Annotated in this window: 11 protein-coding genes; 6 read left to right on the top strand and 5 right to left on the bottom strand. The window is 74.6% G+C overall.

What is annotated here, in order from left to right; genetic code table 11:
• Positions 1-70 precede the first annotated feature (70 nt).
• The 5 genes from AC1WTP_RS19050 (at position 71) to AC1WTP_RS19030 (ending at position 7,376) form a co-directional block, all read left to right on the top strand.
• Positions 71-1,159, top strand: a complete 1,089-nt coding sequence (locus tag AC1WTP_RS19050) for a ferredoxin reductase (protein ID WP_481650610.1) — start codon at positions 71-73, stop codon at positions 1,157-1,159.
• A 14-nt stretch (positions 1,160-1,173) separates the two neighbouring features.
• A complete protein-coding gene (locus AC1WTP_RS19045) occupies positions 1,174-2,325 on the top strand; it encodes a fatty acid desaturase family protein (protein WP_481650609.1) in 1,152 nt (383 codons plus the stop codon).
• A gap of 269 nt (positions 2,326-2,594) precedes the next feature.
• The gene (locus tag AC1WTP_RS19040) at positions 2,595-3,764 is read left to right on the top strand and encodes an alanine--tRNA ligase-related protein (RefSeq protein WP_481650608.1); all 1,170 of its coding nucleotides are present in this window, start codon (positions 2,595-2,597) and stop codon (positions 3,762-3,764) included.
• Positions 3,765-3,844: 80 nt separating this feature from the next.
• Positions 3,845-5,359 carry an ATP-binding protein gene (locus AC1WTP_RS19035; RefSeq protein ID WP_481650607.1) on the top strand — a complete coding sequence of 505 codons (1,515 nt, stop codon included), beginning with the start codon at positions 3,845-3,847 and terminating at the stop codon, positions 5,357-5,359.
• A gap of 196 nt (positions 5,360-5,555) precedes the next feature.
• Positions 5,556-7,376 (top strand): acyl-CoA dehydrogenase, encoded by a 1,821-nt coding sequence (locus AC1WTP_RS19030; protein WP_481650606.1) that lies wholly within the window; start codon positions 5,556-5,558, stop codon positions 7,374-7,376.
• Between the two features lie 40 nt (positions 7,377-7,416).
• Here the strand turns inward: AC1WTP_RS19030 and AC1WTP_RS19025 are convergent, their stop codons facing one another.
• The 3 genes from AC1WTP_RS19025 to AC1WTP_RS19015 all read right to left on the bottom strand — a co-directional run bounded on the left by AC1WTP_RS19025 (position 7,417) and on the right by AC1WTP_RS19015 (position 9,528).
• Positions 7,417-8,421: a hypothetical protein gene (locus AC1WTP_RS19025; RefSeq protein WP_481650605.1), complete on the bottom strand. Its 1,005-nt coding sequence runs from the start codon at positions 8,419-8,421 to the stop codon at positions 7,417-7,419.
• Positions 8,422-8,536: 115 nt separating this feature from the next.
• Entirely contained in the window at positions 8,537-8,713 is a 177-nt protein-coding gene (locus tag AC1WTP_RS19020) for a hypothetical protein (RefSeq protein ID WP_481650604.1), read from the bottom strand.
• Positions 8,714-8,808: 95 nt separating this feature from the next.
• Complete coding sequence (locus tag AC1WTP_RS19015) at positions 8,809-9,528, bottom strand: polyamine aminopropyltransferase (protein WP_481650603.1); 720 nt, start codon at positions 9,526-9,528, stop codon at positions 8,809-8,811.
• Between the two features lie 155 nt (positions 9,529-9,683).
• On the opposite strand from AC1WTP_RS19015, the gene AC1WTP_RS19010 reads away from it, so the two are divergent.
• Positions 9,684-10,688: a zinc-binding dehydrogenase gene (locus AC1WTP_RS19010; RefSeq protein WP_481650665.1), complete on the top strand. Its 1,005-nt coding sequence runs from the start codon at positions 9,684-9,686 to the stop codon at positions 10,686-10,688.
• Positions 10,689-10,696: 8 nt separating this feature from the next.
• On the opposite strand, the gene AC1WTP_RS19005 is transcribed toward AC1WTP_RS19010, so the two are convergent.
• Both AC1WTP_RS19005 and AC1WTP_RS19000 read right to left on the bottom strand, forming a co-directional pair.
• Positions 10,697-11,605 carry a sulfite exporter TauE/SafE family protein gene (locus tag AC1WTP_RS19005; RefSeq protein WP_481650602.1) on the bottom strand — a complete coding sequence of 303 codons (909 nt, stop codon included), beginning with the start codon at positions 11,603-11,605 and terminating at the stop codon, positions 10,697-10,699.
• A complete protein-coding gene (locus tag AC1WTP_RS19000) occupies positions 11,602-12,195 on the bottom strand; it encodes a rhodanese-like domain-containing protein (protein WP_481650601.1) in 594 nt (197 codons plus the stop codon). The genes AC1WTP_RS19005 and AC1WTP_RS19000 overlap by 4 nt, the downstream gene beginning before the upstream one ends.
• Positions 12,196-12,274: the final 79 nt, after the last annotated feature.

Raw genomic sequence — 12,274 nt, 5'->3', positions numbered from 1 at the left:
CACAAGATAGCCGGACCGCTTCACCTTCCCAGGCCAAGATTTTATGCCAGGACGCCGCGACCATCGAGGCATGACCACGACTCTCCCCGCCCCCCGGGCGAAACGGTCCGTCCGGGGCGGGCTGCGCCGGCTGGCCGCCGCGGTCACCACCCCGCTGCTGCCCGAGGACTACCTCGACCTCGTCGCTCCGCTGCGCTCGGCCGACCTGCGCGGCCGGATCCTCGCCGTGCGCCCGGAGACCCCGGACGCGGCGACGCTGGTGATCCGGCCCGGCCGCGGCTGGCGCGGGCACCTCCCCGGCCAGTACGTCCGGCTCGGCGTCGACGTCGACGGCGTACGCCAGTGGCGGGCCTACTCGGTCACCTCGGCGCCGGGCCGGCGCGCCGAGCCGATCACCGTGACCGTCAAGGCCATCCCCGACGGGCTGGTCAGCAACCACCTGGTCCGCCGGCTGCGGCCCGGCACGATCGTGCAGCTCGACCAGGCCCAGGGTGACTTCGTCCTTCCGGACCCCACCCCGGCCCGGGTCCTCTTCCTGACCGCCGGCAGCGGGATCACCCCGGTGATGGGGATGCTGCGCGCGGGCGGGCTCGCCGGCACGGACGTGGTCGTGGTGCACTCCGCGCCCGGGGCGGCCGACGTGATCTTCGGCGCGGAGCTGCGCCGGCTCGCCGCCGACGGGGCGATCCGGTTGGTGGAACGGCACACCGACACCGACGGCCTGCTGGACGTCGCCGACCTCGACGCCCTGGTGCCCGACCACCTGGACCGCGAGACCTGGGCCTGCGGGCCGGTCGGCCTGCTCGACGCGGCCGAGGAGCACTGGTCGGCGCGCGGGCGCGCCGACCGGCTGCACACCGAGCGGTTCCGGCCGACCGTCGTCACACCGGGCGAGGGCGGCACGGTCACCTTCACCCGGGCGGCGGTGACCGTCGAGGCCGACGGCGCCACCCCCATCCTCGACGTCGGCGAGCGGGCCGGGGTGCTGATGCCCTCGGGTTGCCGGATGGGCATCTGCTTCGGCTGCGTCCTCCCGCTGCGCCAGGGCGCGGTGCGCGACCTGCGCAACGGCCAGCTCACCACCGCCGTGCCCGGCGACGGCGTCCTCGTGCAGACCTGCGTGTCGGCCGCGGCCGGCGCCTGCGACCTCGACCTCTGATCGGAGACCCCGACGTGACCGTGATCCAGAAGAAGCCCGACAACCCGATCGCGCACCTGACGGCCGAGGACATCGAGGCCATCGGCCGGGAACTGGACGCGATCCGGGACCGGGTGGTGGCCAGCCGGGGCGAGCGGGACGCCGCGTACATCCGCAAGGTCATCAGCACCCAGCGCCGGCTGGAGCTGGGCAGCCGGGCGGTGCTGCTGTTCTCGCTCTTCCCGCCGGCCTGGGTGGTCGGCACGGCCGGTCTCGCGGTGGCCAAGATCCTGGAGAACATGGAGATCGGGCACAACGTCCTGCACGGCCAGTGGGACTGGATGCGTGACCCGAAGATCCACTCGACCACCTGGGAGTGGGACCACGTCTCGCCGGCGGACCAGTGGAAGCACTCGCACAACGAGCTGCACCACCGGTACACGAACGTGGTCGGCAAGGACAACGACCTCGGCTACGGCATCATGCGGGTCGACGAGGACCAGCCGTGGCACCCGATGCACCTCGGCCAGCCGCTGTGGAACTTCATCAACGCCTGCTTCTTCGAATACGGCATCGCCGCGTACGACCTGGAACTGGGCAAGAACCTGCAGCGGGGGCGGCGCCGGGACCCGCAGTTCCGGGCCCGGGCCAAGGCGGTGCTCCGCAAGATCCGCCGGCAGGTGCTGAAGGACTACGTGCTGCACCCGCTGCTCTCCGGCCCCTCGTTCCTCAGCACCCTGGCCGCGACCTTCACCGCCAACCTGATCCGTAACCTGTGGAGCCACTCGGTGATCATGTGCGGCCACTTCCCGGAGGGCGTGGAGACCTTCGAGAAGCGGTCCATCGAGGGGGAGACCCGCGGCGAGTGGTACCTGCGGCAGATGCTCGGGTCGGCCAACATCAGCGGCAGCCGGCTGCTGCACCTGATGACCGGCAACCTCTCCTTCCAGATCGAGCACCACCTCTTCCCGGACCTGCCGAGCAACCGCTACCAGGAGATCGCGCCCGAGGTGCGGGCGCTCTTCGCCCGGTACGGGCTCACCTACACCACCGGGTCGCTGCCCCGGCAGGTCTTCTCCGCCTGGCACAAGGTCTTCCGGCTCTCGCTGCCCAACCGGACCCCGGCCGACCCGCGTCCGGCCGACGACCGGCCGACCCGCACCCTCGCCCCGTCCCTGGGCGGCTGACCGGCCCCGCGCCGCCGTCCGCAGCCGGGCGGCGGCGCCGGCGAACCCGCTGGGCGACGGCGGCGGGGACGGGTACAGTCGGGGGCATGGAGTCCAGGCGCCGAAGCATCGCCGCGGCCGCACGAGCTGCCAGCTCGTCGGTCGCCGCCGCCTGATCTCCCGACCCCTTCGCCGGCGACCGGAAACGGTCCGCCGGCGTCTTCGTGTCAGGGCACCCGTCCCGCGCCCGCGGCCCTTTCCGGTCACCAACGACCCGAAAGGCCACCGCCATGACCCGCGACCAGATCGTCCGGACCTTCCTCGACTTCTACCGCGAGCGCGGCCACCTGCCGGTGCCCGACAGCTCGCTCATCCCGCCGCCGGGTGACCCGGTTCTCTTCACCACCTCCGGGATGCACCCGCTGACGCCCCATCTTCAGGGCCGGCCCCACCCGCTCGGCCGCCGGCTGGTGAACGTCCAGCGCTGCCTGCGCACCACCGACCTGGACGAGGTCGGCGACCGTACCCACCTGACCGTGTTCGAGATGCTCGGCTCGTGGTCGCTCGGCGACTACGACGTCTCGCAGAGCCTGCGCTGGGGGTACGAGCTGCTGCGCGACGGCTTCGGCGTGGAGCGCGACCGGCTGCACGTGACCGTGTTCGGCGGCGACGACCAGCTCGGGCCGGACCGGATCTCGCTGGAGACCTGGACGGAGCTCGGCGTACCGGTGGAGCTGACCCGGGAGGACAACTGGTGGTCCAACGGCCCGACCGGGCCGTGCGGACCGGACTCGGAGATCTTCGTGTGGACCGGGGACGGCCCGCCCCGGGGCACCCCGGGCACCGACGAGCGGTGGATGGAGGTGTGGAACCACGTCCAGATGCGCTACCACCGGCGCGACGACGGCCGGCTGGAGCCGCTGCGGCAGCCCAACGTCGACACCGGGATGGGGCTGGAGCGGCTGGAGATGGTGCTGGGCGGCCTCGGGTCGGTCTTCGAGGGCGAGGGCTTCCGGCCGTGGGTGCGCGGCGTCGGCGACCTGTGGCGGCTGGACGAGGTTTCCCTGCGCCGGGTCTGCGACCACCTCCGCTCCGGCGTGGTCGTCGTCGGCGACGGTGTGCGCCCGTCGAACACCGGCCGCGGCTACGTGCTGCGCCGGCTGATCCGCCGGGTCCTCACCACCCTGTGGCGGGACGACCCGTCGCGCAGCCTGTCGGACCTGCCGACCGAGCCGATGCGGCACACCCTCGACCGGTTCGGGCAGCGGACGGACGTCGGCGAGCTGCGCGACGTGCTCGGCGACGAGGAGCGCCGGTTCCGCGGGCTGCTGCGCCGGGGGCGGCCGGTGGTCACCCGGCGGCGCTCCCGCGGGCCGCTCACCGGTGAGGACTACCGCTGGCTGCACGACACCCACGGGCTGCCCCGTGACCTGGTCGACCACCTGGTCGAGGTCGGCTGACGGGGCCGGCCGGTGGCGGGGCCGGGAGGTGCCTGTCACACTTTGCCTGGTCGATGCCGTCGCGCCGAGGGGCGGGGAGCATGCCGGAAGAGCACCATCTCCGACCGGACGAGGAGACCGTCGAGCGCTTCGGCGCCCGGGTCGTCATCGTCGACCCGGCCGGGCTGCTGGCCTCGGCCCGCACCGGTCCCGTCGAGCTGCGGTTCCGGGGGCTGTTGCCCGCCCCGGTGACCGACGTCCGGCTCACCCTGCGTCCCGACGGCGGGAGCTGTCTGATGACAGCGGAGATCCGCACGGTCGCCGCCGAGCGGCTGGTGGAGGGGCCGCTGCGCTGGCTCGCCCTCGGCGTCGCCGGCCCGGCCGGGGTGCTGCTGGTCCGGCGGTTGGCGGCTGTCGGGCCCACGGCCGGGCCGCTCGCCGCCCGGGCGGGCCGGGTGGCGGCCGAGGCGTCCCGCCGGCTCGGCCTCGACGGCCCGCGCGCGACCGCGGTGGCCGACCGGCCGCACCCGGCCGACCCGGCGGGCGCCGAGGTGCTGGCGCAGGCCGAAGCGATCGGCCTGCGCCCGGAGATCGCCGCGGCGCCGGCGACCGGCGGCCAGGCGGTCACCGTTCGGGCCGGAGTGCCCGCCGACGCGGTCACGCCCGCGCACCTGCGGGCTCTGGTCGGGCTGCTGCTCCAGGTGGTCCGGGAACTGGCCGGCGACGGCCCCGAGCCGCGGGCGCTGCGCGGCCGGGCGTACGTCCTGCGGCGGCCGGCGGCGCCGGCGCCGGCCCGGCCGGCGGCGCGCAGCGAGGCGGTCACCCTCGATCAGGTCGGCGGGCTCGCCGAGGTGGTCGCGCAGTTCCGGGAGATCGCGATCTCGTTCCGCCATCCGCAGGTCATGGCGCGCTGGGGCGCCCGCCGGCCGCAGGGCATCCTGATGTACGGGCCACCCGGCACCGGCAAGACCATGCTGGCCCGGGCGCTGGCCAACGAGATCGGCGCGGACTTCCGGGAGATTCGCACCCCGGAGATCCTGGACAAGTGGCTCGGCGGCTCCGAGCGCAACATCAAGCAGATCTTCCGGGAGGCGCGCCGCTACCGCGAGCCCACCGTGCTGCTGTTCGACGAGTTCGACAGCATCATCAGCTACGCGCGCGCCGGCGGGGACGCGGCGAGCCAGGCGGTCAACGCGGTGGCGGGCATCTTCAAGCAGGAGATGAACACGCTGATCGAGGAGAATCCGAACGTCATCGTGGTGGCCACCACCAACTTCCCGCAGCGCGTGGACGCCTCGCTGATCCGGTCCGGCCGGTTCGACGTGAAGCTCTCCATCCCGCCGCCCGACGAGGCCGGCCGGGCCGAGATCATCGCCAAGATGGTCCGCGAGCTGATCGCCCGGCACGAGCGGCCGGACTTCCGGATGTTCGCCGAGGACGTCGACCCGGCCGAGCTGGCCGCGCTCAGCCCGGGGCTCACCGGCGCGGACCTCCGCGAGGTGCTGCGCCGGGTGCAGCTGGCCAAGGCGATGCGCGAGGCCACCGGCGCGGCGCCGGTCGGCCCGATCAGCCAGCACGACCTGCGCGAGGGCCTCGCCGGCCTGCGCCGCGGCTGACGGCCCGCCCGGCCCCGCCGACCGGCCGGGCCCCTCCGGCTCGGCGCCGCCGAGCGACGCTCCGCCGCGGCGCGCCGCGGCGGGGGTGCGCGGTTGGTGCGTCGGGCGGCCCGATCAGCCAGGATGAGCGGCGGGAGGTCGTCCGGGACCGGGTCGCGGTGCCGCACGTCCGGCCCGCCGAGGAAGAAGGAGACCCGTGACGTCCACCCTGCTCTCCCGCCGTGACCTGCGCTTCCTGCTGCACGAGTGGCTGGACGTGGTGCGGTTGACCGAACGGCCCCGCTACGCCGAGCACTCGCGGGAGACCTTCGACGCCGTGCTGGAACTCGCCGAGCAGGTGGCCGCCGAACGGTTCGCGCCGCACAACCGCGCCGCCGATCTCACCGAGCCCACCTTCGACGGGCACCGGGTGCGGCTGATCCCCCAGGTCAAGGCGGCCCTGGACGTGTTCGCCGAGACCGGGCTGCTGGCCGCCAGCCTGGACTCCTCGATCGGCGGCATGCAGCTGCCGCACGCCGTCTCGGCGGCCTGCTTCGCCTGGTTCCAGGCCGCCAACGTGGCCACCTCGGCGTACCCGTTCCTCACCCTCGGCAACGCCAACCTGCTGCTGGCGCACGGCAGCCAGGCGCAGATCGACACCTGGGTCCGGCCGATGGTGCAGGGCCGGTTCTTCGGCACCATGTGCCTGTCCGAGCCGCAGGCCGGCAGCTCGCTGGCGGACATCACCACCCGGGCAGAGCCGCAGGACGACGGGACGTACCGGCTGCGGGGCACCAAGATGTGGATCTCCGGCGGGGAGCACGAACTCGCCGAGAACATCGTGCACCTGGTGCTGGCCCGGATCCCGGGCGGTCCGCCCGGGGTCAGGGGGATCTCGCTGTTCATCGTGCCCAAGGTGCTCGTCGACGACCACGGGGCGCTGGGTGCCCGCAACGACGTGGTGCTGGTCGGCCTCAACCACAAGATGGGCTACCGGGGCACCACCAACACGCTGCTCAACTTCGGCGAGGGGGTGCACCGGCCGGGCGGGCGCCCCGGTGCGGTGGGCTACCTGGTCGGCGAGCCGCACCAGGGTCTGGCGCAGATGTTCCACATGATGAACGAGGCGCGCATCGGGGTGGGCGCCGGCGCCACGGCGCTCGGCTACACCGGCTACCTGAAGTCCGTGGCGTACGCCCGGCAGCGGCCGCAGGGCCGCCCGGTGGTCGACAAGGACCCGACCACGCCGCAGGTGCCGATCGTCGCCCACGCCGACGTCAAGCGGATGCTGCTGGCGCAGAAGAGCTACGTGGAGGGCGCGCTCGCGCTGGTGCTCTACTGCGGCCGGCTGCTCGACGAGCAGAAGACCGCACCGGCCGAGGCCGACCGCGACCGGGCCCGCCTGCTGCTGGACGTGCTCACCCCGATCACCAAGAGCTGGCCGTCGCAGTGGTGCCTGGCCGCCAACGACCTGGCCATCCAGGTGCACGGCGGCTCCGGCTACACCCGCGACTACGACGTGGAACAGCACTGGCGGGACAACCGGCTCAACCCGATCCACGAGGGCACCCACGGCATCCAGGCGCTGGACCTGCTCGGCCGCAAGGTGACCATGCGGGACGGGGCGGGGCTGGCGCTGCTGGTCGAGACCATCCGCGCCACGGTGAGCCGGGCCTGGAAGGCCGAGGGCGAGGCGGCCGAGCTGGCCGCCCGCCTCGGCGGCGCGCTGGACCGGGTCACCCTGGTCACCCGGCGGTTGTGGGAGCGGGACGACCCCGAGCTGGCGCTGGCCAACGCCAGCGTCTACCTGGAGGCGGTCGGCCATGTCGTGATCGCGTGGATGTGGCTCGAACAGCTGCTCGCCGTCGAGGCCGCGGCCGACCCGGCCGACTCCGGGGACGAGATGGCCTTCTACGCCGGCAAGCGGCAGGCGGCGCGGTACTTCTTCCGCTACGAGCTGCCCCGCACCGGCCCCCGGTTCGATCTCCTGGAGAGCCTGGACCGCACCACGCTGGAGATGCGCGACGAGTGGTTCTGACCTCGCCCCAGCCCGCGGCCCGGCCCGAACCGGCGGCCGGTCAGCAGCCGGTCCAGCGGACCGGGCTGACCCGGGTGTCGTTGTGGAACCCGACGACGGTGCCGTCGTCGGCGATCGCGCGGGCCCCGATGGCGATGCCGGTGCCGCCGCCCGGCAGCACCACCGAGCCGGCACCCCGGCTGATCCGGTCCCCGCCGACGGCCACACCGTGCCGGTTGACGTCGTTCAGCCAGGTGAACCGCGAGTCGAGGCTCACGCTGCTGCCGCTGACCAGGTCCCACCGGACCTTCCCCTGGTTCGGCTCGCCGAGGTCGACCCGGCCGATCACGTACCGGCCACTGGCCGCGTCGACCTGCGAACCGGTCGCACCCCGGACGGTCAGCGGCCGGACCTCGCCGGCCGGAGTGCGCACCCAGCCGGTGGGCTCGGTGAAGGAGCCAGCCGAGCCGACGATGGTGCCGTCCTCGGTGATGTCCTGCGCGATCGCGTTGGCCGGCACGTCCAGCACCTCGACAGTTCCCGGTCGGCTGGCCGGCCAGAGCAGCGCCACCTGCTCGTCGTTCGAGTCGTAGCCCGAGCCGACCAGGTCTCCGCCTCCGTTGATCGCGGCGACGCCGACGTAGCTGAACGTGCCGACGGGCAGGGGCTCGAGCTGGCCGGCGCGGTACCGCCATGGCTGGCTCACGCCGTTCACCCAGCCGTTGCCGATCACCACGCCGTCGGCGTTGACGTCCGCGACCTCCGCGGCGAGCGGCGCCCCGACCGTGGTCAGCCGACCCCCGTCCCAGACCAGCAGCAGCGGCTCGCTGCCGCCGTCGGCGGTGCGCCGCCCGCCGGAACCGGCGATGAACCGGCCGGTCGGGTCGACCGCGTCGGCCGTCGCCCGGAACGAGTCGGCCGGGAACGGCAGCGGCCGCATGGCGCAGAGGCGGATGTTCTGCTCGGCCGCGGTGGCCACGCCGGGCGTCGCGGCGACGCCGAGCGAGGCGGTCATCAGGCCGGCGGCGACACCGGCCAGGATCCGGCGTCGGGAAACGGTGGTCATGGGTTCCTCCCCCGTGTGTGGCCCGGATGTCCGGGCGTTGACACACGGCAGGACGCGTGACGGCGTAGGGAGGTTGCAGCGCTGTCGGATCGGCGACCGTAGCTGGGTTACGCCCTCAGCGGCGGGCGCCGGAGCGGTGCACCGCCTGCCGGCCCTTGACCACGGCGAGGACGACGACCACGACCAGCGCGATCACCCCGATGATCGCCAGCCACTGGACCGCCTCGAGGAGCAGCCCGAGCAGGACGAGCGCGCCGGCGACGACGCCGACGACCCAGAGCATGGCCCGCATGTCCCACCTCCCGTGCCGACCACCCGTCGCGGGCGGTTCCGCCGGCGGCCTTCCCGGTTCGGTCCGCACCATGCCTGAGCTGGGGAACGGGGCGGTCAGGCCGGCGTCTGCGCGACGTAGACGGTGTTGGCCGACTCGCCGCCGGTCAGCGGGTTGGGAAACGGCACGACGTGCGCCCGCGTGGTGCTGAACACCTCGGCCAGGACCGCCTCGAAGTCGGCGTCGGGCGGGTCGTCCGACCAGAGCGCGAACACCCCGTCCGGGTGCAGGTGCGCGGCGAGCCGGCGCAGCCCGTCCGGGGTGTAGAAGGGGGCGTGGCTCGGGTGCAGCACCTGGCGCGGGGAGTGGTCGACGTCCAGCAGCACGGCGTGGAACCGTCGCCCGGGGGCGTCCGGGTCGAAGCCGGTGCCGTCGGCGACCGTGGCGAAGAAGTCCGCCTGCACGAACCGGGTCCGCGGATCGGTGGCCAACCCGGCGGCGAAGGGCAGCAGCCCGCGCCGGTGCCAGTCGATGACGTCCTCGATCGCCTCCACCACGACCAGTGAGCGGACGCGTTCGTCGGCCAGCGCGGTGCGGGCGGTGTAGCCGAGGCCGAGGCCGCCGACGACCACGTCGAGGGCCGGGTCGGCGAGCGCGGAAAGGCCCAGCCGGGCCAGCTCGATCTCGGCGACCGGGAAGAGGCTGGACATCAGGAACTCGTCGTCGAGCTTGACCTCGTACACCTCGGTGTCGAGGAAGGGGTCGCGGCGCCGGCGCAGGCTGATGGCGCCGATCGGGGTCTCCCGCCAGGCCAGTTCCTCGAATCGCGCGCCCACGGGCCTGGATGCTACCCGCCGGTGCGCCCGGCGCCGGTGGCCGGCGTGCGGAGGGCCCGCGCGCCGGGCGGGGGCATCCATCCGCCACCGGCGGGTATGCGGGCTGGCCGAGGCGCCCGGACGGGCGCCGGACAGGGGAGTACGCGGTGGCGGAGATGCTGGCCGGACGGTTGCACCTGGCGGAGCGGGCGCTGCGCCTGGAGACGGTGCCGGTGCCCGAGCCGGGGCCCGGACAGGTGCGGGTCAGGGTGGCGGCGGCCGGGGTGTGCCTGTCGGACGTGCACCTGATCGACGGCACGCTCACCCCGCTCTACCTGCCCGGTGACGTGGTCACCCTCGGCCACGAGGTGGCCGGCGTGGTCGACGCGCTCGGCGACGGCGTCGAGGGCTGGCAGCCCGGCCAGCGGGTGCTGCTCCAGGCGGGGGAGCGGGACCGGCGCGGCACCGTGTTCACCCGGGGCGTGGACTACGACGGCGGCTGGGCCGAGTACGCGGTGGCCAGCCAGGAGACCGTGGTGCCGATCCCGGACGACCTGCCGTTCGAACAGGCCTGCATCATTCCCGACGCGGTCTCCACGCCCTGGGCGGCGGTGACCGACACCGGGCGGACCCGGCCCGGTGAGGCGGTCGCGGTCTGGGGCGTCGGCGGGCTGGGCGCGCACGCCGTGCAGCTCCTGCGGCTGGTCGGCGCCGCCCCGGTGATCGCGGTGGAGCCGCTGGCGGCGGCCCGCGAGCGGGCGCTGACCCTCGGCGCGGACGCGGCGCTCGACCCGGGCGACAGCGCGTTCCGGGACACCGTGCTGGGGCTGACCGACGGCCGGGGGCTGGACGTGGCGTTCGACTTCGCCGGCGTCACCGCGGTGCGCGAACAGGCGCTCACGGTGCTCGGCCGGCGGGGGCGGCTGGTGCTGGCGGGCATCGCCGACAAGCCGGTGACCATCGCCTCGGACAGCCCGTTCAACTACCTCCAGCAGGCCGTGCTCGGGCACTACGGCTCGGAGGCCGAGCACGTGGTGCAGCTGGTGTCGCTGGCCCGGCAGCGGCGGCTGGACCTGTCCGCGTCGGTCAGCGACGTGCTGCCGCTGGCCGAGGCGGAACAGGCGGTGCGGCGGGTGCGGACCAAGCAGGGCAACCCGATCCGGCTGATCCTGCGACCCTGACCCGCGCGTCACCGGGCGGCGAGAGCCCGCAGGGCGCGGCACACCGGCGCGGTGGTCCGGCCGCGCCGGCGCCCGCCGCACTCGGCGACGAGCAGCCGGGCGTACCCGGCCAGCAGCGCCGTGCCGCCGAGGGCGACCCAGAGCAGCGGGTCGCCGCGTACCGGCGCGGGAAGCTGTTGACCGAGCACGAGAGCGCCCATCACGAGCACGAACCAGCCGAAGGCGCGGCGTAGCACGTCGGCGGGGAGCCGCCCGGCGAGGCGGGCGCCGGCGAGGCTGCCGGTGACCGCCGCGGCGGTCACCACGGCGGCCAGCCGCCAGTCGACGGTGACGCTCGCCAGGTAGCCGGCCAGGCCGGCGAAGGACTTCAGTGCGATGACGACCAGCGAGGTGCCGACCGCGACCGGCATCGGCAGGCCGCCGAGCAGGACCAGCGCGGGCACCACCAGGAATCCGCCGCCCGCGCCGACCAGGCCGGTGACCAGGCCGACCACGAGGCCGTCGGCGACCACCCGCGCCAGTGAGAGCTGGCCCCGAGGCTCAGCCCCCGCGGCGTCCCGCCGGCCGCGGATCATCGCGGTCGCGGTGGCCAGCATCATCAGCGCGAACCCGGTGAGCAGCAGCCAGGGCGGGACGAACGCGGCGAGCCGGCCGCCGGCGTACGCGCCGGCCATGCCGGCGGCGCCGAAGACCAGGCCGGTGCGCCAGCGGATCCGGCCGGCCCGGGCGTGCGGCACGGCGGCCACCCCGCTGGTCACCCCGACGACCAGCAGCGAGGTGGCGATCGCCTCCCGGGCGGGCAGGTCGGCGGCGTAGACCAGCAGCGGTACGGCGAGGATCGACCCGCCGCCGCCGAGCAGCCCCAGGCTGACCCCGATCAGCACCGCGCCGGCGACGGTGAGGACCAGGCCGGTCACGACCGGCCCGCGCCGGGCGCACCGTCGCGCAGCTGGCCGACCACCGTTTCGAGGTCGCAGCTGGCGCCCCGGTTGTACGGCAGCTTGCTCAGCAGCATGCCCATCGCGCAGGTGTTGGTGACCGCGGCGAACGTGAGCCCGGCGCCGATGGCGGCGGCCACCCACTTCGCGCCGGGCAGCACGACCGAGGCGAGGACGCTCGTCAGCACGATCGTGCCGGCGACGAGGCGTACCTGCCGCTCCAGGTCCCACCGCGCCCGGCCCAGCCGGACCGGTGCCCGGGCGGCCTGCCAGGCGAGCATGCCGCCGTCCAGCACCCGGAGGTTGGGCAGGCCCGCCCCGGCCAGGGTCTGCCCGGCCTGGGCGGCGCGCGTGCCGGAGCGGCAGATCAGCACGACGTCGTCGTCGAGGTGCGCCCGCAGTTCGGCGCGGTGCTCGCGGAGCAGGTCCAGTGGCACGTTGTACGCGCCCGGGACGTGCGCGGTGTGGAACTCGGCCGGGGTGCGTACGTCGAGCATGCGGGGTGGGCGACCGCTCTCGATCAGCTCGCGCAGGGTGGCGGCGTCCAGGGTGGCGGGGAAGGCGTCCATGTCTCCTCGTCAGGTCGGCCCCCGCCGGTCGGCGGGAGCGGGGCCAGGTCGGGTGGGCGGAACGGTTCGGGCGATCCGC

The organism is Micromonospora sp. R311 (assembly GCF_056780015.1).
This window is presented reverse-complemented; position numbering and strand designations above follow the sequence as displayed.